General features: G+C 65.6%; 17 protein-coding genes, 1 pseudogene and 2 riboswitches. Of the genes and pseudogenes, 9 read left to right on the top strand and 9 right to left on the bottom strand.

Going from position 1 to position 18837, the window contains the following annotated elements:
* Position 1 precedes the first annotated feature (1 nt).
* The 5 genes from LK03_RS18120 to LK03_RS18100 all read right to left on the bottom strand — a co-directional run bounded on the left by LK03_RS18120 (position 2) and on the right by LK03_RS18100 (position 2957).
* A complete protein-coding gene (locus LK03_RS18120; protein ID WP_038413840.1) occupies positions 2-616 on the bottom strand; it encodes a response regulator transcription factor in 615 nt (204 codons plus the stop codon).
* A 272-nt stretch (positions 617-888) separates the two neighbouring features.
* Positions 889-1635 (bottom strand): precorrin-4 C(11)-methyltransferase, encoded by a 747-nt coding sequence (cobM, locus tag LK03_RS18115; RefSeq protein WP_038413838.1) that lies wholly within the window; start codon positions 1633-1635, stop codon positions 889-891.
* 33 nt (positions 1636-1668) lie between these two features.
* Positions 1669-2070, bottom strand: coding sequence for a cobalamin biosynthesis protein (locus LK03_RS18110; protein ID WP_038413836.1), 402 nt, complete (start codon positions 2068-2070; stop codon positions 1669-1671).
* Between the two features lies 1 nt (position 2071).
* On the bottom strand, positions 2072-2761 hold the full coding sequence (locus LK03_RS18105) for a CbtA family protein (RefSeq protein ID WP_038413834.1): 690 nt from the start codon (positions 2759-2761) through the stop codon (positions 2072-2074).
* 10 nt (positions 2762-2771) lie between these two features.
* Positions 2772-2957, bottom strand: a complete 186-nt coding sequence (locus tag LK03_RS18100; RefSeq protein WP_038413831.1) for a CbtB domain-containing protein — start codon at positions 2955-2957, stop codon at positions 2772-2774.
* A 110-nt stretch (positions 2958-3067) separates the two neighbouring features.
* Positions 3068-3295: riboswitch (cobalamin riboswitch) on the bottom strand.
* 62 nt (positions 3296-3357) lie between these two features.
* Positions 3358-3565: riboswitch (cobalamin riboswitch) on the top strand.
* A 100-nt stretch (positions 3566-3665) separates the two neighbouring features.
* Here LK03_RS18100 and cobW point away from each other — a divergent pair.
* From cobW to LK03_RS18075, 5 genes are all read left to right on the top strand, one after another.
* Positions 3666-4736 carry a cobalamin biosynthesis protein CobW gene (gene cobW, locus LK03_RS18095; RefSeq protein WP_038413829.1) on the top strand — a complete coding sequence of 357 codons (1071 nt, stop codon included), beginning with the start codon at positions 3666-3668 and terminating at the stop codon, positions 4734-4736.
* Positions 4737-4739: 3 nt separating this feature from the next.
* Positions 4740-8501, top strand: coding sequence for a cobaltochelatase subunit CobN (cobN, locus tag LK03_RS18090; RefSeq protein WP_038413827.1), 3762 nt, complete (start codon positions 4740-4742; stop codon positions 8499-8501).
* Position 8502: 1 nt separating this feature from the next.
* Positions 8503-9507 (top strand): ATP-binding protein, encoded by a 1005-nt coding sequence (locus LK03_RS18085; protein ID WP_038413825.1) that lies wholly within the window; start codon positions 8503-8505, stop codon positions 9505-9507.
* Positions 9508-9608: 101 nt separating this feature from the next.
* Positions 9609-10175 (top strand): vWA domain-containing protein, encoded by a 567-nt coding sequence (locus LK03_RS18080; protein ID WP_038414817.1) that lies wholly within the window; start codon positions 9609-9611, stop codon positions 10173-10175.
* A gap of 88 nt (positions 10176-10263) precedes the next feature.
* On the top strand, positions 10264-10695 hold the full coding sequence (locus LK03_RS18075; RefSeq protein ID WP_038413823.1) for a PACE efflux transporter: 432 nt from the start codon (positions 10264-10266) through the stop codon (positions 10693-10695).
* 32 nt (positions 10696-10727) lie between these two features.
* Here LK03_RS18075 and LK03_RS18070 read toward each other — a convergent pair whose 3' ends face one another.
* The 4 genes and pseudogenes from LK03_RS18070 to LK03_RS18055 all read right to left on the bottom strand — a co-directional run bounded on the left by LK03_RS18070 (position 10728) and on the right by LK03_RS18055 (position 13659).
* Positions 10728-11585: an SDR family oxidoreductase gene (locus LK03_RS18070; RefSeq protein WP_038413821.1), complete on the bottom strand. Its 858-nt coding sequence runs from the start codon at positions 11583-11585 to the stop codon at positions 10728-10730.
* Positions 11586-11691: 106 nt separating this feature from the next.
* On the bottom strand, positions 11692-12183 hold the full coding sequence (locus tag LK03_RS18065; RefSeq protein ID WP_038413818.1) for a DUF1543 domain-containing protein: 492 nt from the start codon (positions 12181-12183) through the stop codon (positions 11692-11694).
* 99 nt (positions 12184-12282) lie between these two features.
* A pseudogene (locus LK03_RS22935) lies at positions 12283-12608 on the bottom strand (DUF2388 domain-containing protein).
* 136 nt (positions 12609-12744) lie between these two features.
* The gene (locus LK03_RS18055) at positions 12745-13659 is read right to left on the bottom strand and encodes a LysR family transcriptional regulator (protein WP_028694161.1); all 915 of its coding nucleotides are present in this window, start codon (positions 13657-13659) and stop codon (positions 12745-12747) included.
* A 209-nt stretch (positions 13660-13868) separates the two neighbouring features.
* On the opposite strand from LK03_RS18055, the gene LK03_RS18050 reads away from it, so the two are divergent.
* The 4 genes from LK03_RS18050 to LK03_RS18035 all read left to right on the top strand — a co-directional run bounded on the left by LK03_RS18050 (position 13869) and on the right by LK03_RS18035 (position 18819).
* The gene (locus LK03_RS18050; protein WP_038413817.1) at positions 13869-14900 is read left to right on the top strand and encodes a zinc-dependent alcohol dehydrogenase family protein; all 1032 of its coding nucleotides are present in this window, start codon (positions 13869-13871) and stop codon (positions 14898-14900) included.
* A gap of 257 nt (positions 14901-15157) precedes the next feature.
* Complete coding sequence (locus LK03_RS18045; RefSeq protein ID WP_038413815.1) at positions 15158-16543, top strand: hypothetical protein; 1386 nt, start codon at positions 15158-15160, stop codon at positions 16541-16543.
* Between the two features lie 433 nt (positions 16544-16976).
* On the top strand, positions 16977-17732 hold the full coding sequence (locus LK03_RS18040) for an HAD-IB family hydrolase (RefSeq protein ID WP_049870550.1): 756 nt from the start codon (positions 16977-16979) through the stop codon (positions 17730-17732).
* Positions 17733-17784: 52 nt separating this feature from the next.
* Positions 17785-18819, top strand: coding sequence for a TerC/Alx family metal homeostasis membrane protein (locus LK03_RS18035; RefSeq protein WP_038413813.1), 1035 nt, complete (start codon positions 17785-17787; stop codon positions 18817-18819).
* Positions 18820-18837 lie beyond the last annotated feature (18 nt).

Below are 18837 nucleotides of genomic sequence, written 5' to 3'. Positions count from 1 at the left end.
CTCAGTTCACTTGGTTGCGTTTGGCTAGGTCGACCATCTCCACCAGCGACTCGGTCTTGAGCTTGTCCATGATGCGTCCGCGGTAGGTGCTGATGGTCTTGGCGCTGAGGTTCATCTTTTCCCCGATGAACTTGTTGCTTTCGCCGCGGGTGAGGCGACGCAGCACTTCCACCTCACGGTTCGACAGGCTCGCCAGGCGCGCCGACTCGCTTTCCAGCGAGCTGCTGTTGACGGCCATCTGCGGGAAGGTCGAATAGCCTTTGACCAGGGCCTTGAGGGCGAAGATCAGCGAGTCGAGGTCTTCGTCCTTGTTGACGAAAGCCGAGATGCCGGCGTCCAGACAGCGCCGCACGTAGAGATCGGCAGGTTGGCCGGTGAGGACCATGATCTTGGGGGCGGGCTCGAGCAGTTGCAGGCGCTTGATCACCTCCATACCGTCCAGGCGTGGCAGGCCGATATCGAGGATGACAACGTCGGGGTGCAGTTTGCGAGCCATTTCAACCGCCTGCATGCCGTCGCTGGCGGTGCCGACCAGGTCGAAATGCTGGTTCTCGAGCAACATGCTTACGGCAAATCGAATGGCAGCGTGGTCATCGACTACCAGTACGCTTGTCATGGGAAAACTCCTGTCGGAAAGGTGGTCCGTTTCCTGAAATCACCCAGGAACACGTCGCTGCCTCAGCAGAGGACGCGCACCATACGTCGAATCTGGCGGCTTAGTAATGGCGGACAGAGAAGTGTTGAAAAAGCCTTGATGATCTGACGAAAAATCCTACAAGCGAAGGTGATGAGTGCAGTCTAGGCGACGCCTGACGTCCTACGCAGGGGAGACGATGGAAGGCGCCTTCCCGGCAGTGCAGGCGAGGTGCAACGGGTGAGCGTTGCGGCTCAGGGGCGATACAGGTGGGCGTGGCTGGCGCGGTAAAGTGCCGACTCGGAGAACGGCGCATCGCCCAGCACTGGACCGACCAGGATCAGCGCAGTACGCCGAAAGCCCTTGGCGTTGGTGAGGTCGGCGATATCTTCGAGCGTACCCAGCACCCAGTCCTGGTCGGGCCAGGTGGCACGGTGCACCACTGCCACCGGGCACCGGGCACCGTAATGCGGCAGCAACTGGGTGACGATTTGCGGCAGATGCCTGACGCCCAAGTGGATCGCCAGGGTGCAGCCATGCCGGGCCAGATCGGCCAGTTGTTCACCCGCAGGCATGGGTGAGCTGTCGCCGTAGCGGGTGAGGATGACCGTTTGCGCGACGCCGGGCAGGGTGAGTTCGCAGCCCAGCAGTGCGGCACTGGCCGCGGTGGCGGTCACACCGGGAATGATCTGGTAAGGAATGTCGAGCAGGCGCAGCCTGGCGATCTGTTCGCCGATGGCACCATACAGGCTCGGATCGCCGCTGTGCACGCGAGCCACGTCCTGGCCTTGGCGGTGCGCGTGGTCGATGGCCTCGATGATCTGTTCGAGGTTCATCTCGGCGCTGTTGAGCACCTGCAGCGCCTGGTGCCCTTCAAGCACCGCCGCTGGAACCAGCGAGCCTGCGTAGATGATCACCGGGCACTGACGGATCAGGCGCTGGCCCTTGACCGTGATCAGCTCCGGGTCGCCAGGGCCGGCACCGATGAAATAGACCGTCATGAAAAGTCCTTGCTGCGGGTCGAAAGGGCGCGATTATCCGCGTCCAGCCAGCGCAAGGGTAGCCTTGCCTGCGACACGCCGCTCGACCCACAGGCGCGCTGACCCTTCGGCGCAGGTGGCGGCCACCAGCGCGGCGCTCTCGGCCACACCCCAGCAGCCGGTGTGGGCGAAGGCGCTGGCCGAGCGTTGGCTAAGCTGGACGACGACCCCGTTCAACGTGGCGGCATCGAAGGTCAGCAGCGGTAGACCCAGCTGCGCGGCCAGCGCTACAAGTCCCGGTTCAGCAGCCTTCAGGTCGATGCTGGCGATGGCCTTGAGCGAGGCAACCGCCAGACCCTGCTGGTGCAAGGTGTCGTGCAGCAGCGCCGACAGCGCCTGCACCGAGCAGCCGCGTTGACAGCCGAAGCCGGCATACAGCGCCGGCTCAGCGGGCATGTCAGGCACGCGCGCCGCGCCGGTACAACCAGGCGCTGAGCAGCCCCAGGGCCAGCCAGAAGGCGGCGTTGGTCAGCCATGAAGCGAGCTTGAACTGTGCCTCCAGGGCCTCGGGGGCCAAGCTTGCGTGCATTTCCGGTTGCGGTGCGCCGACCACATGCGGCGCTACCAGCAAGGCAGCGCCGAGCAGCTTGAACAGCCACGAGCGGGCGAAGACCATCAAGCCCAGGCCTGCTGCGGTAGCAGCGGCGGTGGCGATCCACCAGGTCTGTCGCTGCCCCAGATCGGCGGCGGCAGTGCCCGGCAATTCCGGCGGCAAGCCCAGGGTCGGTGCCAGGCAGAACACGGCAAAGCCAGCCAACCCCCACAGCGCGCCGGTGGCAACCCTGTTCGGCTCGCGCAGGCTATAGAGCGCGGCCAGCATCAGGGCGAAACCGACCGCGACCACCAGGTTGCCGCCTGTGGTCGACAGTACCCGCTGCCAGCCGTCTTGCGGCGCCCAGGCTTCGGCGCTGTGTTCGTGAGTAGCGGCGCCCTCGGGGTGTTCGTGCTGCGTGGCCACCGGTTCGGCGACCTCGAAGGTTTCGGCCTGGAGAATCAGCGGGCTGACCCACAGGCTTTGCAGCGCAGTCAGCAGCAGCGCGGCGAGCAGGCCACTGAACCCGGCGGTGCGGGCGATACGAGTGATCATGGCGGCGGTCTCAGTGGCAGGGGAAGGCGGCGCTGTGGCGGGTGTCGTGGGCGGCGTTGTGCACCGCTTCGATGTGCGAGAAGCCGGCGAAGTACACCAGGCACAGGCCCAGCAGGCTGGCGCCGAGGGCGACCGTGATGCGCTGGCTCAGGGTGGTGGGGGTGACCAGGGTAGGTTTGGCGCTGGTGATGGGCATGACGCGTTCCTCTGCTGACTGAAAGACAGACTCTTCGAAGGCAGGCCACGCGCGAACGCCCCAGCACCGGACGGCACTGAGGCAGACGACAGCGCCCGCCCACCGCGGGGTGTAGATCGACGCATCAGGCCGGTCTCCGGGCTGGCGAGCGGAAGCAGGGCTTCCAGTGCGTGGCATCGTCCTTCCCAGGCCGTTGCAGTGGCCCAGTGGTCAAGACGCCTGGCTCGCTTACCGTTGCGGGGGCAGCACCGGCCTTGTCCTGTCTGCCTGGGCAGCACGGACGCACCGGTTTCCCGTTTCACCCCAATACAAGGGGCACCTGAACGTAAGTGCGCTAGCAAATCATGGGGCGTATTTCCCGTCAATCACCGCCAGCGGTTGACCGTCTGGCAGGCACTGCGTAGCCTTGCCGCTTCGAGGTTCTCGGGTGGCTGTCTTTGCCCATCCGAGCTAAGACGGGAACGCGGTAAAGGCCGCGGCTGCCCCCGCAACTGTAAGCACCGAAGCACATCGACACGGCCACTGCGCAGCTGCGGGAAGGCGTCGATGTCCAAGCTCTTGATGAGCCCGGTGCAAGCCAGGAGACCTGCCTCGGACGGCTTTCGACTATCAACCGGGCGGGGTGATCCGGTGGCGAGCACGCTCGGCCAGCCTGGCCGCAGGCGATCGTCCCGCATGCCCGCGCCATCCTGCCAAGGGCACCGATCCATGAAAACACTGGCCAAGCTCCCCGTTACCATCGTCACCGGCTTCCTCGGCTCGGGGAAAACCACGTTGCTGCGGCACATGCTCGACAATGCCCAGGGCCGGCGGATCGCGGTGATCGTCAACGAGTTCGGTGAGCTGGGTATCGACGGTGACATCCTCAAGCAATGCAGCATCGGCTGCAGCGAAGAGGAGGCCACCGGCCGGGTCTATGAACTGGCCAACGGCTGCCTGTGCTGCACGGTGCAGGAAGAGTTCTTCCCGGTGATGCGCGAGTTGGTGGCGCGCCGGGGCGACCTGGACCACATCCTCATCGAAACCAGTGGCCTGGCCTTGCCCAAACCTTTGGTGCAAGCGTTCCAGTGGCCGGAAATTCGCAATGCCTGCACCGTCGATGCGGTGATTACCGTGGTCGACAGCCCGGCGGTCGCCGCCGGCACCTTCGCCGCCTACCCCGACCAGGTCGACGCCCAGCGCAAGCTCGACCCAAATCTGGACCACGAATCGCCGCTGCACGAGCTGTTTGCCGACCAGTTGGCCAGTGCTGACCTGGTGGTGCTGAACAAGGCTGACCTGATCGACGCCGAGGGCCTGGCCAAGGTCCGCGCCGAGGTGCAGGAAGAACTGCCGCCTGCGGTGAAAGTGATCGAAGCCAGCAGCGGTCGTCTGCCGCTGGAGGTGCTGCTGGGTCTTGGCGCCGAGTCGGAGGTGCACATCGATGGCCGCCGCACCCACCACGATTCGCACCACGACGAAGACGGCGAGCACGACGACCACGACCACGACGCCTTCGATTCGATTTCCCTCGACCTGCCCGAAGCCGACGAGCGCCTGCTGCTCGATGCGCTGGGCCAGTTGGTGGCCGAGTTCGGCATCCTGCGCGCCAAGGGCTTCGCGGCAGTGCCCGGCAAACCCATGCGCCTGCTCATCCAGGGCGTTGGCAGCCGCTTCGACAAGCACTTCGACCGCCCATGGCGCAGCGATGAAGCGCGCATCACGCGCCTGGTGCTGATCGGCCAGGACCTCGACGCCGCGGTGCTCGAAGCGCGCCTGCGCCAGGCCCTGGGCGCCTGATCGATGCACCTGCTGCGCACCCAGCCCGGCGGCTTCGTACCCGACGATAGCATCGCCGACCTGGGCCAGACCCCAGCCGAGCTGGTGATTCTGTGCAGCGGTGATTCGCACCTGGCGCTGCTGGCCGAAACCGCCGAGCAGTTGCCGGCGGATTTCCCCAGCGTGCGCCTGGCCAACCCGATGCAGGTGCAGAACCACGCCTCGGTCGACCTGTACGTCGATGAGGTGCTGCGTCACGCCAAGGTCATCCTGCTGTCGCTGCACGGCGGCGTCGGCTACTGGCGCTATGGTGTCGAGCAACTGGTCGAGCTGGCCGCGCGCGGGGTACAGCTGATTCTGGTGCCCGGCGATGACCGTCCCGACCCCGAGCTGACCGACCTGGGCAGCGTGCGCGACGCCCGCGCCGAGCGGCTCTGGCACTACCTACGCCAGGGCGGCAAGGCCAATGCGCTGAACCTGTTCAACTGCATCGCCAGCACCTGGCTGGGCCGCGATTACGCCTGGCATGAGCCCGAGCCCTTGCCGCGCACCAGCGTCTATCATCCGCGCATCGCCAATGCCGGCCTGGCCGACTGGTACGCCGACTGGCAGGTCGACTTCCCAGTGGCGCCGCTGCTGTTCTATCGCTCGCACCTGCAAGCGGCCAATACCGGGTTCATCGACCAGTTCTGCGCGCGGATGCGTGCCGCTGGGCTCAACCCGCTGCCCATCGCCGTTGCCAGCCTAAAAGATGCCGCCTGCCTTGAGCAGGTGCAAGCCTGGATGGACGAGGTCGAAGCTGAAGTGGTGGTCAACACCACAGGTTTTGCCCTGTCCAGCCCGGAGCGCCCCAACCTGCGCCCGCTGCGCCGTGACGTGCCGGTGTTGCAGGCCATCTGCGCGCAAGACAACCAGCCTGCCTGGGAGCAGAGCGAGCAGGGCCTCGGTGCGCGCGACCTGGCCATGCACATCGTGCTGCCGGAACTGGACGGGCGCATCATCAGCCGGCCGATCAGCTTCAAGGACCTGGCCTGGCGCAGCGAGCGCAGTCAGGCCGATGTGGTCTGCTACCGTGCGCACCCCGAGCGCATGGATTTCGTCGCCGAGCTGGCGCGGCGCTGGGTCAACCTGGCGCGCCTGCCCAACGGGCAGAAACGCGTGGCCCTGGTGCTGGCCAACTACCCGACCCGCGACGGACGCATCGGCAATGGCGTCGGCCTCGACACCCCGGGCGCTGCGCTGAACATTCTTCGTGCCCTGCAACAGCAGGGCTATCCGCTTGACGCGCTGCCTGAAAGCGGCACCGCCTTGATTCAGCAGTTGCTGGGCGGCGTCACCAACGATCTTGAGCAGCTCGACCAGCGCCCCTGCGCGCAGAGCCTGAGCCTTGACGACTACCAGCGCGCATTCGCCCAGTTGCCGGAAAGCAACCGCCAGGCGGTGTTGCAACGTTGGGGCTCGCCTGAACACGACCCGATGTTTCGCAGTGGGCGGATGATGATCGCCGGGCTGCGCTTTGGCCTGACCTTCGTCGGTATCCAGCCGGCACGCGGTTATCAGCTCGACGCCAGCGCGGTGTACCACGACCCCGACCTGGTGCCGCCGCATGGCTACCTGGCGTTCTATTTCTGGTTGCGCCATGCCTACGGTGCCGATGCGCTGGTGCACGTGGGCAAGCACGGCAACCTGGAGTGGCTGCCGGGCAAAGGCGTGGGGCTCTCGGCGCAGTGCTGGCCGGATGCGTTGCTCGGGCCGTTGCCCAACGTCTACCCGTTCATCGTCAACGACCCGGGCGAGGGCGCCCAGGCCAAGCGCCGCACCCAGGCGGTGATCATCGACCACCTGATGCCGCCGCTGACTCGCGCCGAAACCTACGGGCCGCTGCGCCATCTGGAGCAACTGGCCGACGAATACTACGACGCGCAACTGCTCGACCCACGCCGGGCGCGCGAACTGCAGCGTGACATCCTCGAACTGATCAAGGCCAACCACATCGACCGCGAATTGCAGCTCGAAGGCCAGTTGGATGACGCCGCGCTGTGGCTGCCGCGCCTGGACACCTACCTGTGCGACCTGAAGGAATCGCAGATACGCGACGGCCTGCATGTGTTCGGTGAGTCGCCGCACGGGCGCCTGCGCCGCGACACCTTGCTGGCGCTGCTGCGGGTCGAGCGCGGTGATGGCAAGGGCGCCAATGCCAGCCTGGTGCGGGCGCTGAGCAAGGCCCTGGCGCTGGGCTTCGATCCGCTCGACTGCGACCTTGGCGCGCCGTGGCAGGGTCCGCACCCTGAGTGCTTGAAGCCTTATGGCGAGGGCTCCTGGCGCACCTGTGGCGATACCCGCGAGCGGCTGGAACAGTATGCGCTGGCGTTGATCGAGCAGGCCCTGGCGGGCAGCTTGCAGCTGCCCGATCAAGCCGCCTGGCAGCCCCTGGCTGAAGTGCTGGGTGGTTTGGTCGAGCACGTCGCCCCTGATCTGGACCGCTGCGGCGACGCTGAACTGAACGGTTTGCTCGCCGCCTTGAGCGGGCGCTTCGTCCCCGCAGGGCCCAGCGGCGCACCCAGCCGCGGGCGCCTCGATGTGCTGCCCACGGGGCGCAACTTCTACACCGTCGATGTGCGCAACCTGCCAACCCCGACCGCCTGGCGCCTGGGTTTTGCCTCCGCCAGCCTGATTCTCGAGCGTCACCTGCAAGACCACGGCGATCACCTGCGCCAGTTGGGCCTGTCGGTGTGGGGCACGGCCACCATGCGCACCGGCGGCGACGACATCGCCCAGGCCATGGCGCTGATGGGCGTGCGTCCGGTGTGGGCCAGTGGCTCGCAGCGCGTCGATGATTTCGAAATCCTGCCGGTGAGTGTGCTCGATCGGCCGCGGGTGGATGTGACCTTGCGCGTATCGGGCTTTTTCCGTGATGCCTTTGGCGGGCTGATTCGCCTGTTCGATGCCGCGGTGCAGGCGGTGGCCGCGCTCGATGAGCCAGACGACATCAACCCGCTGGCAGCCCGGGTACGCGCCGAGCGCAGTGCCTTGCTGGCGCAGGGTGTCGAGGCCGAGCAGGCTGCGCGCCAGGCCGGTTGGCGCGTGTTCGGCGCCAAGCCGGGCAGCTATGGCGCGGGTGTGCAGAACGCCATCAACGGGCGCCTGTGGCAGGATCGCGCAGATCTTGCCGAGGTCTACCTCAACCACGGCGGCTACGCCTACGGCGCCGGCGATGAGGGGACACCTGCGCGCGCCCAGTTCGCCCAGCGCCTGAGCCAGGTGCAGGCGGTGTTGCAGAACCAGGACAACCACGAGCATGACCTGCTCGATTCCAACGACTATTACCAGTTCCAGGGTGGCATGCTGGCTGCCGCAGAAACCTTGGCCGACGCGCCACGCGCCAGCTACCACGGTGACCACAGCCAGGCCGACCGACCGCGCATCCGCACCCTCAAGGAAGAGCTGAACCGGGTGGTCCGTGCCCGCGCGCTCAACCCCAAGTGGATCGACGGCGTGAAACGCCACGGCTACAAGGGCGCGTTCGAGCTGGCGGCAACCGTCGATAACCTGTTCGCCTTCGACGCCACCACCCACTTGATCGACGATCATCACTACCAGGGCCTGGCCGATGCCTACGTGCTCGACCCCGCCACCCGCGACTTCATGCGTGAGCACAACCCAGACGCCCTGCGCGACCTCACCGAACGCCTGCTCGAAGCCCAGCAGCGCGGCCTGTGGGGCGAGCCGGGTGCGTACCGCGAAGCCCTCGAATCCCATTTGCTCGACGGCGAGGAAGACGCCTGACATGACCCAACCTGTGCAATTTCCCCTGGCCGCCGTGGTCGGCGCCGATGACCTGAAGCTGGCGCTGTGCCTCACCGCCATTGACCCGCAGATCGGCGGCGTGCTCATCGAAGGCCCGCGCGGCATGGCCAAAAGCACCCTGGCCCGCGGCCTGGCCGCGTTGCTCGACGACGCCCCGTTCGTCACGCTGCCGCTGGGCGCCACTGAAGAGCGTCTGGTCGGCACGCTGGATCTGGACGCAGCGCTGGGCGAGGGCAGGGCGCAGTTCTCGCCGGGTGTGCTGGCGCAGGCCGATGGTGGCGTGCTGTATGTCGATGAAGTGAACCTGCTGCCCGATGCCTTGGTGGACTTGCTGCTGGACGTGGCTGCCAGTGGGGTCAACCGTGTCGAACGTGACGGCATCTCCCATCAGCACGCGGCGCGCTTCGTGCTGATCGGCACCATGAATCCGGAAGAAGGCGAGTTGCGCCCGCAACTGCTCGACCGTTTCGGCCTCAACGTGCTGCTCGACGGCCTGCCTGCCCCCGAGGCGCGTCAGCAGATCATCCGCCGGCGTCTGGCCTTCGATGCCGATCCGCAGGGCTTCATCGCCCAGTGGCAGCCGGCCCAGCTTGCCCTGCGCGAGCGCTGCCAGGCCGCGCGCGCGGCGCTGGGCGCGATACCTCTGGATGACGCAGCACTCGAGAGCATCACCGCGCAGTGCTTCGCTGCTGGGGTCGACGGCATGCGCGCAGACCTGGTCTGGCTGCGCGCCGCCCGTGCCCACGCCGCCTGGCGCGGTGCGCGGCACATCGAGCAGGAAGATATCGATGCGGTGGCCGAGTTCGCCTTGCGCCATCGTCGGCGCGAGCCCGCGTCGGCACCGCCTCCACCGCCACCGCCCCAGGGCGATGCTCGCCGCCCAGATAATCATCAAGACGCTGCAGGCGACTGGGGCGCACTGCCGCCACAGGCGGTTACCAGCGGCGAGCGGCGCGAGGTGCCGAACTGGGCAAAAAAGCCCTGAGCATCCCCCAGCCGGCAGCTTCGCTGGTGGATGCCAGGCCCGGTGATGGACGGCGCCCTGGCGCCAGCCGTGGCCGCGCCCAATCCAGTGCCAGCGGACGCGTGGCGTGGTTGCCGACCCTGCTCAAGGGCCGCCCGCGCGTACGCGGCGATTTGTGCTGGCAACAGCGCCGCGGCCAGGCGCCGGAGCTGTGGCTGGTGATCGTCGATGCGTCCGCCTCGACCCGACGGCACGGCGCGCTGGCAGCCTGCAAAGGCGTGCTGGCCGAGGTGTTCGACCAGGCCTATCGGCGTCGCGCGCGTCTGGCGCTGCTCACCGCCAGCGGGCGTATCCCGCAATGGCAGCGTCACGGCCTGAAGGCCTCTGCGGCGTTGCAACCCTGGTTGCAGCAACTCGGTGCCGGCGGCGGCACGCCGTTGCTGGCCGCACTCGCCGAGGCGCGGCAATGGCTGCTGCGCCGCGCCAACCAGCATCCGCACGAGATGCAGCGTTGCCTGGTGTTCACCGACGGTCGTCTGCAACGCTGGCAGGCCCTGGCACCGCTGCCGTGTGACAGCGTACTGGTGGACATGGAGCGCACTCCGGTACGCCTCGGTCGCGCCCAGCAGCTCGCCGAGCAGTTGCATGCCCAGTACTGGCACCTCGACGCACTCAACCCTCGGCGCTAGCCGCGCCTGCAGGCGACATGGCGGACTACGCCGAGAAGCCGTACCCTGCAGCGCTGATGCGCATTTCCCACCGACTCTGGAGCCTGCCATGCAAGGCACACCGCGCAAGATCGTCCAGGCCATCCTCTATGAGGCGATCGCCGTCGCCTGCGTTGCCCCGGCGCTGGCCTGGCTGTTCGATGCCGGCATGGCCCAGTCCACCGCGCTCTCCTTGATCATGTCGGGCGTGGCCCTGAGCTGGAACATGGCCTTCAACTGGGCCTTCGAACGCTGGGAGTCTGGCCGCAAGCAACGCCGCCGCACCCTCTGGCGGCGCTTTCTCCACGCCTTGGGCTTCGAAGGCGGCCTGGTTTTGCTGCTGCTGCCGCTGGTGGCCTACTGGCTGAGCATCAGCCTGTGGCAGGCGCTGCTGACCAACCTGGCACTGTTCGCCTTCTTCTTCGTCTATGCATTCGTGTTTCAGTGGGCCTTCGACAAAGTGTTCGACGTGCCGTTGTCAGCGCAGCAGGTCAGGGGCTAGGCGCCGGCGTTGTGGGCTGGCGACTGCTCCGGCTACAAAATAGGCTTGCCCCCCGTCACCGCATAGCGCGACCCAGAAATATAACTCGCCTCATCCGACCCCAACAGCACATAGATCGGTGCCACTTCCACCGGCTGGCCGGGGCGGCCCATGGGGTAGGCGGCGCCGAAGTTCTTCACCGCTTCATCGGGCATGGTTGCAGGAATCAACGGGGTCCAGATCGGGCCGGGGGCGACGCTGTTGACGCGGATGCCTTTGTCGCCCAACAACTGGGCAAGACCTGCGGTGAAGTTGGCAATCGCCCCTTTGGTGGTGGCGTAGGCCAGCAACTGCGGGGAAGGATCGTCGGAGTTGACCGAGCTGGTGTTGATGATCGAGCTGCCTTTGGGCATCGACGGCAAGGCGCGTTGGCAGATGCGGAAGATCGCCGTGATGTTGACGTCGAAGGTCATCAGCCACTCGTCGTCGCTAATCTCGTCGAAGTGCTGGTGCGCCATCTGGAACGCGGCGTTGTTGACCAGGATGTCGATACGGCCGAACTCGGCGACGGTCTTGTCGACGATGTCGTAGCAGTGCTGCTTGTGCGCCAGGTCACCCGGCAGCAGCAGGCACTGACGTCCGGCAGCCTCGACCCAGCGCGCGGTCTCCTGGGCATCTTCATGTTCATCGAGGTAGGCGATGGCCACATCGGCGCCTTCACGGGCGTAGGCGATCGCCACGGCACGACCGATGCCACTGTCGGCACCAGTGATCAGCGCGATCTTGCCTTGCAGCCGGCCATGGCCGGTGTAGGACTGCTCGCCGCAATCTGGGTAGGGCTCCATCTTGCGCTGCGAGCCTGGCACGCTCTGCGGTTGCGACGGAAAGGGCGGTTTGGGGTATTGGCGCATGGTCTGGCTCCTGCAGGTTGGATACGTTGATACCTGTTCGAAGAGCCTGGCCAGCGAGTGTTGGAGTGGATGCGCCACTTAGGCGACGGACGGCCATCGGCCGGGATCAGATCAGCAGGTAGTCACTGCGCTGCACGATGCCGCCATGCTCGCCCTCGAGCAGGTGTACATAGCGCCCGTCGATGCGATCGACCGGCAGGCAATCATCGACATCGATGACCGCATCGGTGTGCGGCTTCAGCCAGCCGCGCACCATGCGCTGGCGCCCGATACGCTTGGCCTCGGCCTTGTCTGCCGCGACCACCAGCAGATAGCGATGCGCCTCGCCAAACACCCCACGCTCGTAGCCGCCCAGGTTGAGAAAGAACAGCCGCGGCGCGCCCGGCGCCGGGCTGGCATCGCTGAACTCGACCCGATAGCCCTCGACGCCCGACACTTCCAGCCATGAATCGATGTGCAAGCCCTTGGTACTGCCAAACCAGCCAGCACGCAGTTGCGGGTAGGTGTCTTGCAGCGAGTCGGCCTGTGCGAACAGCACGTCGTGAACTTCGATACTGGCGCGCGGGTGGCGCCCGCCGAGCATGATGATGAAAAGCATGGAGGGTTCCGTTAGGGCTGGGCTGGTCAGTGTCCTTGGACAAGCGAAAGGCTATCCGAACCGGCGAAAAGGGTACCTGTTGCCCAGTACATTCTGGAGTCAGAAGGATGCAGCGATCGCCTGGGCAAGCTGCAGGTCGTTCATCAAAGGCGGTTCATAGCTCGAACGGTAGCGCCGCGATGCCTGTTCGAACTGCGCGCCACGTATCTCCCGTCCGAACCGATGAACGCCAAGGCATCGGACTTGACGGTTCTGAGTTGCTGTTGCCAGTCGTCCGTCATCCCCGTGGACCACGCCGAGGATAGAAACGGCCCGAATGTGGTGTACAGCGTCAACTTATCGGAGGGTTTGGCATTTTCATTGGCAATGACAGGGTTGCCAGCCAGCACCAGTGCGGTGATCGCCAGCATCTTCCATGGCTTCATTGTGGGTTGCTTTCAGGGTGGCCAGGGGCGTCACGATAGCAGAGTCGACTACGAGCAGAACGCAAAAGCTCGGTGTTGGGACTGGGGCGCTTAAGTGCTCAGTGTCGTCTGTGCAGCGATTTAGCGGGTCGAGCGATCAAAGGCTATCCGGATCCCCAAAAAACATCTGAATCCGCGACCGCAACCAGCGCTCTCCCGGGTCGTTATCCTGCGCCCCACGCCAGGCCATGTGCAGTTCGAAGCTCTGCAGCGGCAGGGGTGGGTCTTCGGCGCGCAGGCCGCCGGCGGCGGTGAGGGCTTCGGCGGTGTAGTCGGGGACGGTGGCGATGATGTCGGTGCCCGACAACAGGCTGCCCAGGCCGTTGAACTGCGGAACGGCGAGCACTACGTGCCGCGTGCGCCCGAGTTCGGCGAGGGCGTCGTCGATGAAGCCTGAGAGGTCGCCTGCGAATGACACCAGGGCATGTGGGCGTTTGCAGAAGTCGTCGAGGCTGATGGCGCCGGGAATGCTGTCGGCGCGCAGCAGCTTGGCGGTGCTGCGCCTTAGCAGCTTGCGCTTGGCGTTGGCCGGCAGGTCGCTGGTGTAGCTCACGCCCACGGAGATCTCGCCGGAGGACAGTAGCGTCGGCATCAGCAGGTAGTTGACCCTGCGCACCACCAGCACGATGCCCGGTGCTTCGGCGCGGATGCGCTTGAGCAGTTGCGGCAGCAGGGCGAATTCGGCGTCGTCCGACAGGCCGATGCGAAACACCGCGGTGCTGGTGGCCGGATCGAACTCGGCGGCGCGGCTGACGGCGGTGGAAATCGAATCCAGCGCCGGCGAGAGCAGGGCAAAGATTTCCTGAGCCCGGGTCGAGGGCTCCATGCTGCGCCCGGTGCGCACGAACAGTGGGTCGTCGAACAGGTTGCGCAGGCGTGCCAGGGCGGCGCTGATGGCCGGCTGGCCGAGAAACAGTTTTTCCGCGGCACGGGTGACGCTGCGTTCATGCATCAGGGTTTCGAACACGATCAGCAGGTTGAGGTCTACACGGCGCAAGTCGTTGCGGTTCATCGAAAAGGGCCTATTGCCTGGGGCTGGGGCAGGGTGAATCTTACGGGCAAAGGCTGTTACCCTGCATCGTTTTCCGGCCTGTGCATCGGCAATGCCAGGCGAATCAATCGATGACAGGCATGTCGACTATCAATGGCCACTGATGGCTGCCAGGTTCAAGCCCGGATAAAGTCCGTGGTCATACGAGATTCACAAAGGTGAGGTAGGCGATGTCGCGCATCATCCGTTTCCACAAGTTCGGCGCCGCCGACGTGCTGCGCTGCGAGGAACGGCCCGAGCCGAGCCCGGCCAGTGGCGAGGTGCAGGTCCGGGTCGAGGCGATCGGCATCAGTTGGTACGACGTGCTCTGGCGGCAAGACCTGGCCCCTTCGCAGGTGCGCCTGCCGTCGGGGATTGGCCATGAAATGGCTGGGGTGGTCACCGCCCTGGGCGAGGGCGTCGAGGATCTGGCGATCGGTGATCGGGTCGCCAGCTTTCCGGCCACCAGCCCCAACGACCATCCGGTCTATGGCGATGTCATCGTGCTGCCGCGCAGCGCCCTGACCCGCTACCCTGAGGTGCTCAGCCCGGTCGAGGCCAGCGTGCACTACACGCCGCTGCTGATCGCCTACTTCGCCTATATCGACCTGGCCCGGGCCAAACCTGGGCAAAGCGCGCTGGTCACCGATGCCAGCCACTGTGCCGGCCCGGCCTTCGTACAGCTCGGCAAGGCGCTGGGCCTGCAGGTGTTCGCCGCCACCAAGGAGCCCGAACAGCGTGAGTACTTGCTGCAACTGGGTGCCGACAAGGTGATCGTCACCGAAGAGCAGGACTTGCTGCTGCAGGTCAGCAAGTACACCGGCGGACGTGGCGTGGACATGGTGCTCGATGGCATGGGCGGGCCGCAGATGTCCATGCTCGGCGACGTCCTGGCACCGCGCGGCAGCCTGGTGCTGTATGGCCTGCAAGGCGGCAACCAGACGCCATTCCCGGCCTGCGCGGCATTCAAGAAGAACATTCAGTTCCACCTGCACTGCGTGAGCAACTTCACCGGCAAGCCGGAGCTGGGTATCGACCAGGACCAGGCTGCGCTGCAACGGGCGCTGATCGATATCAACCGGTTCACCGCCGAGCGCAGGCTGACTCCACAGATCATCAAGGTCTACCCCTTCGAGCAGGTGGTCGAGGCGCACCGGCATATGGATGCCTGTCCTTGTGGTGGGCGGGTGGTGCTGGAGATGACCTCAGCCGAGCCGCACTGAAACGCCACGCTCCTTCCTGCAAGACACGGCCTGTACCGCCTACACCCGTGTAGGCGGGCCTCGCTCACATCCTTCTCCTGAAACGTCCTACAGCTCAGCAAAAATTCCCCTACAGAACGTGGGAAGAAAGCCTCATCGCCAACTGCCTCAGTGACTGTCTACCGTTGTCGCGCAGGAAATGCTTCCCCTGTTCAGCACGTGCGGGGGAAGAACAGGACAGGGTCGCAAGCCTGAGGGATTCAGGGAGGGGGAGGGCAATGAGTGACATGCACGAACAAGCCATGCAGGCGATTTATCGCCAGGTGCTCGAGCGTTTGCTCGAGCAGATGGCGCAGGCGCAGCGCGCCTCGCTGCAGTTGTTGATCCAGCGCCTGCTGGTGGCGGCCGGCGGCGCGCAGTCGATTGGGCGCTTCCGCCTGGTGCTGCTGCACGGCCCGGACCGCCCCAGTGCGCATTTGCTGGCCTGCCTGCGGGCAGCTCAACTGAGCATTGCCCAGCGCTCGGCGCAGACGTTCCAACTGCGTGTCGTGGTGGTCGCCCAACCTGGCGCCGGCGCGGCCGAGCTGATCAGCCATGAGCGTTGCTTCAATGCGTTGCTGCTGCACAGCGATCCGCGCGTCGAGCTGCTGGTGGCGCGAGCCGAAGGTGCCAGGCCGTTCGACGTGCAATGGTTGCTCGCTGAACCGGCGGACACACTCAACCGCAAGGCCTGGCTATTGTCCGGGCATCTGCCCGGTAACCCACTGCACAGCCTGCTTGGCAGTCGCCTGTGGCTGCAACTGGCCCACGCCTGCGCGCCTGTATTGCGCTGTGAAGAGCACGACTGCGTGGTGGTCATGGCCATGCCGGCCAGCCAACGCCGGCGCCTGCTGGCCTGGGGGCGGCGTTGCCTGCGCCTGGCCGATCCCGAGCAGCCACCACTGCCCAACTGCATCGCCGCCTGGGTCGATGCGGTGGCGCGTCTGCATGCCCATCTGAGTCGTTTGCCTGGCCCGGCGGCGCGCGTTGCCGGACCTGGGGCCAAACATGCCTGCGCCCATGCACTGCAATTGCTCGACCTCGACGAATTGTTGCAGCACCTGGGTCGTACCGATCGTCTAGACCGAATGCTCGGCCTGGGCGAAGACGCTCCTTGTGCCGCGCCTGGACTGCAGGCGTTCAAAGATCCGCATCTGTCGGGGCATGTCCTTGGACTACAGGCGCATTACCTTGGCGGGGACCGCTATCCACAGACCCTGCGCTCGGCCCCGCGGACCCATCACCTGGGACGCGGGCAATCACTCCGGCTGACCCCGCAAGCCCTGCGCGAAGACGCAGAACAGCGACTTCTGCGCGGTTACGGTGTGGCGGATCGGCAGATGGCGTGCCTGCTGTTCAATCCTTTCATCGATCGTGGCCGCCGACTGGAAGCCTTCGTTGAGCATTGTCATCCGAACATGGCGGTCGCCTTGCCGTACCTGCACAGCGCCTTGCAGGGCCAACCGTGCCCGGCTTCGGTGGTGCGTTGGCTGGTCGGCGTCAGCGGGCTTTCGCTGATCATGATGCGTGGGCTGTACGCGCTGCGCCTGGATGAACGGACCCTGCGCCTGTCGCAGCAGCTGATGCGACGTGATGCGGCTTTGCGCATGCAGGCCACCGGCTAACGCCACACCCGAGCCGGTCGCGCGCCGGCCGTGGGCAGGGGCAAAAGGAAAAAGGGGCTGCACGATGGGCGCAAACCGTCTAAGGTGCCGCGGCGCTGGCGTCACATCAGGCAATACGTGTACGGACATCGGTAGTCAGCAGACCCGGCAGGGTTGGCCGACTCGGTCCATACTCCCGGCGGCTGGTCCAGGCTAGGTGGGCGCACCTGCGAGGCGCGGGCGAACTCGCCCGGTGACGTGCTGTCACCCGTATTCGAAGGTTCGCCCACGCTGATGGGCCAGACGCCGACAGGTTGCAGCATCCTGCGCGGCCTGTGACAGCCGGCGCATGTGTTGCCACCGAGTGGCGAAAACGGAAAAACGCCCCAGGGCATGGAGTGAGGCCCGCCCAGCGCGGGATCGCAGAATGAGTACGTATAGCGGAGGTCGCTTGATGACCCAGGAAATGATGGAGGCGGGCCCTGCAGACGCAGAAGTTCTGTCAGTGTTCGACTTCGATGGCACCTTGACCCACCGCGACAGCTTTGTCCCCTTCTTGCTGTTCGCCTTCGGCAAACGTGCCTTCGCCGTGCGCGCCCTGCGCATGCTGCCCGATTGCCTGCGGTACATCGGCAAAGGCCTGACCCGCGATGAGCTCAAGGCTGCCTTGATCGCCACCTTTCTGACGGGCGTCGAAGAGCAGTGGGTGCAGCGCAAGGCGGTGGAATTCCAGCGCGCGTACTGGAAGCGCCTGATGCGTTCGTCCGGGGTACGCTCGGTGGCTGCCGAGGTCGACAGCGGCGCGCACGTGACCATCTGTTCAGCCTCGCCGCGGCTGGTGTTGACACCGTTCGCCGACAAGCTCGGCATCAAGCTCATTGCCACCGAACTGGAAGTGGTCGATGGCCGCCTGACCGGTGCCATCAGCGGCAGCAACTGCCGCTGCGAAAACAAGGTACTGCGCCTCGAAGCGGTGTATGGCTCGCTGGACAACTATCGGCTGCGCGCGTGGGGCGACACCCGTGGCGACCACGAGCTGCTGGCCGCCGCCCACGAGCCGCACTGGCGGCATTTTCACCCACGCTGGAAGCGTGGGCGGCTGAAGGTCGAGCGCATCGTGGCGCGCCTGCGCGAGGACGAGGCGCTGTCCAATCCGGTCACCGGCACCTTGCGCAGCGAGACCCCGCACGACCAGCAGTCCAGGCACTGATTTCCACCGGTTGCAGCAGCCGGCTGATTGTCGAACTTGAAGGTACATGCCCATGCAAGCCTCCCCTCTCGGTTTTCCCCCTGTGACCATGACGGTTTTCATTGGCATCGCGCTGGGCGCCTTGCTGCTGGACATCGCCACGCACCGAGGGGACAAGCCGGTCACCTTGCTCAAGGCCTCGTTGTGGTCGGTGTTCTGGATCGTCGTCTCGCTGGGCTTCGCCGGTTTTCTGTACTACCAGCACGGCCCGCAGGTAGCCAGCCTGTTCGTCACCGGCTACGCCCTGGAAAAAGTGCTGAGCGTCGACAACCTGTTCGTGTTCATGGCGATCTTTGCCTGGTTCAAGGTGCCCGAGGGCCTGCGTCACAGGGTCCTGTACTGGGGCATCATGGGCGCCATCGTGTTTCGCGGAATCTTCGTGGCCATCGGCACCGGGCTGCTGGCGTTCGGTCCATGGGTCGAGGTGGCGTTCGCGGTGATCGTCGCCTGGACGGCGATCATGATGCTGCGCTCAGGCGGTGACGACGAAGAAGAGGTGGATTATTCCAAACACATCGCCTACCGCTTCGCCAAGAAGCTGTTCCCGGTGTGGCCGAAGCTGTACGGCAACCACTTCTTCGTACGCCGCAAGACCCTCGAGGCCGAATTGCTCAAGCCGGAACACCAGGGCATGACCCTGGCGGCCAAGGGCGGCCTGTTCGCCACGCCGCTGTTTCTGTGTCTGGTGGTGGCCGAGGTGTCGGACATCCTGTTCGCCTTCGACTCGGTGCCAGCGGTGATCGCCGTCAGCCGCGAGCCGCTGATCGTCTATTCGGCCATGCTGTTCGCCATCCTCGGGCTGCGTACCATGTACTTCGTGCTCGAGGCGCTCAAACGCTACCTGATTCATCTGGAAAAAGCGGTCATCGCGCTGCTGTTCTTCATTGCCGTCAAGCTGGCGCTCAACGCGACCGATCACCTGTTCCACCACGGTTATGTCATCGAGCCGAACACCAGCCTGCTGGTAGTGATGGTGACTCTGGTGATCGGCATTCTCGCCAGCCTAGTGTTCCCCGAGAAGAAAGCGGCCGAGCCTGAGCCCAAGTGACGGTGGCTGCGTTCAGGC

The organism is Pseudomonas cremoricolorata, from assembly GCF_000759535.1.
Classification (GTDB): Bacteria; Pseudomonadota; Gammaproteobacteria; order Pseudomonadales; family Pseudomonadaceae; genus Aquipseudomonas; species Aquipseudomonas cremoricolorata_A.
Note: the sequence above shows the minus strand (reverse complement) of the source record. Positions and strands in the feature narration are given on the sequence as shown.

Bases quoted from the DNA above. Each gene is read 5' to 3' on its own strand.
- LK03_RS18120 (WP_038413840.1), bottom strand. From the start codon at position 616: ATGACAAGCGTACTGGTAGTCGATGACCACGCTGCCATTCGATTTGCC.
- cobM (WP_038413838.1), bottom strand. From the start codon at position 1,635: ATGACGGTCTATTTCATCGGTGCCGGCCCTGGCGACCCGGAGCTGATC.
- LK03_RS18110 (WP_038413836.1), bottom strand. From the start codon at position 2,070: ATGCCCGCTGAGCCGGCGCTGTATGCCGGCTTCGGCTGTCAACGCGGC.
- LK03_RS18105 (WP_038413834.1), bottom strand. From the start codon at position 2,761: ATGATCACTCGTATCGCCCGCACCGCCGGGTTCAGTGGCCTGCTCGCC.
- LK03_RS18100 (WP_038413831.1), bottom strand. From the start codon at position 2,957: ATGCCCATCACCAGCGCCAAACCTACCCTGGTCACCCCCACCACCCTG.
- cobW (WP_038413829.1), top strand. From the start codon at position 3,666: ATGAAAACACTGGCCAAGCTCCCCGTTACCATCGTCACCGGCTTCCTC.
- cobN (WP_038413827.1), top strand. From the start codon at position 4,740: ATGCACCTGCTGCGCACCCAGCCCGGCGGCTTCGTACCCGACGATAGC.
- LK03_RS18085 (WP_038413825.1), top strand. From the start codon at position 8,503: ATGACCCAACCTGTGCAATTTCCCCTGGCCGCCGTGGTCGGCGCCGAT.
- LK03_RS18075 (WP_038413823.1), top strand. From the start codon at position 10,264: ATGCAAGGCACACCGCGCAAGATCGTCCAGGCCATCCTCTATGAGGCG.
- LK03_RS18070 (WP_038413821.1), bottom strand. From the start codon at position 11,585: ATGCGCCAATACCCCAAACCGCCCTTTCCGTCGCAACCGCAGAGCGTG.
- LK03_RS18065 (WP_038413818.1), bottom strand. From the start codon at position 12,183: ATGCTTTTCATCATCATGCTCGGCGGGCGCCACCCGCGCGCCAGTATC.
- LK03_RS18055 (WP_028694161.1), bottom strand. From the start codon at position 13,659: ATGAACCGCAACGACTTGCGCCGTGTAGACCTCAACCTGCTGATCGTG.
- LK03_RS18050 (WP_038413817.1), top strand. From the start codon at position 13,869: ATGTCGCGCATCATCCGTTTCCACAAGTTCGGCGCCGCCGACGTGCTG.
- LK03_RS18045 (WP_038413815.1), top strand. From the start codon at position 15,158: ATGAGTGACATGCACGAACAAGCCATGCAGGCGATTTATCGCCAGGTG.
- LK03_RS18040 (WP_049870550.1), top strand. From the start codon at position 16,977: ATGACCCAGGAAATGATGGAGGCGGGCCCTGCAGACGCAGAAGTTCTG.
- LK03_RS18035 (WP_038413813.1), top strand. From the start codon at position 17,785: ATGCAAGCCTCCCCTCTCGGTTTTCCCCCTGTGACCATGACGGTTTTC.